Annotated in this window: 1 protein-coding gene; it reads right to left on the bottom strand. The window is 74.5% G+C overall.

The annotated features are described in order from the left end of the window. A partial coding sequence (locus ACXJKL_RS21430; RefSeq protein ID WP_457209010.1) for a 3'-5' exonuclease occupies positions 1 to 1,049 on the bottom strand: 1,049 nt, incomplete at its 3' end. Positions 1,050 to 1,065: the final 16 nt, after the last annotated feature.

Below are 1,065 nucleotides of genomic sequence, written 5' to 3'. Positions count from 1 at the left end.
TACTTGGTGAGCTTGGAGGGACCCACGCCGCTGATGCGCCGCAGCGATCCCTCGTCGGTCGGACGGTGCTCGGCGATCAGCTGCAGGGTGGCGTCGGTGAAGACGACGAACGCCGGCACCTTGTCGTCGGCGGCACGCTCGAGGCGCCACACCCGCAGGCGCTCGAAGAGGGCCTCGTCGTAGGAGGCGGGACAGTCGACGCAGCGCCCGAGCTTCTTCTCCGCCGGGGTGCTGAGCGCGGTTCCGCACTCGCGGCAGTGCATGGCCTTGCGGTTGCGACGGGTGGGACCGCTGGACGCCGCGGCACGCTCGACCTCGGCGACCGCCTCGAGGAACCGTGACGGCTTGCGGCTGGCCCGTCCCCCCGGGTTGCGGGCCAGGGCCCACGAGATCGACAGCTCGCGTCGGGCGCGGGTCATGCCGACGTAGAGGAGCCGGCGCTCCTCCTCGACCGCGGTCGGGGTGTCGGCGTAGGTGATGGGCAGGGTGCCGTCCTGCATGCCGCACAGGAAGACCGCCTCCCACTCCAGCCCCTTGGCGGCGTGCAGGGTGGCGAGGGTGACACCGTCGGCGAGGGGTGCGTGCTGCTCGGCGGCACGCCGGTCGAGGTCGTCGACGAAGTCGCCGAGGCCGGCCTCGGGCAGCTCGGCGACGAACTCGGTCGACCGGTCCACCAGCGCCTGCAGGGACTCCCACCGGTTGCGGGTCTCCCCCCGCGTGCCCGGGGCCTCTTCCGACCAGCCCATCCCCGACAGCGTCGCGCGGACCAGGTCGGGGACGCTGCCGTCCTCCTGGCCGCCACGTGCGGTGCCGCGCAGCAGGGTCACGGCCTGGCGGACCTCGGCACGGTCGAAGAAGCGGGCGGCGCCGCGGACGACGTACGGGACGCCCCGCGACGTGAGGGCGTCCTCGAAGGTCTCGGACTGCGCGTTGATGCGGAAGAGCACCGCCATCTCGCCGGCGGGGGTCCCGGCGGCCCGCAGGGCGGCGATGCGGTCGGCGGCCGCGGCGGCCTCGGCCACCTCGTCGGGGTGCGCGGTGTAGCGCACCGGCGCGCCCGTCGGC

This window comes from Nocardioides sp. P5_C9_2 (genome assembly GCF_054049555.1).
The sequence above is the reverse complement of the archived record's forward strand: the minus strand, read 5'-3'. Positions and strand labels throughout refer to the sequence as shown.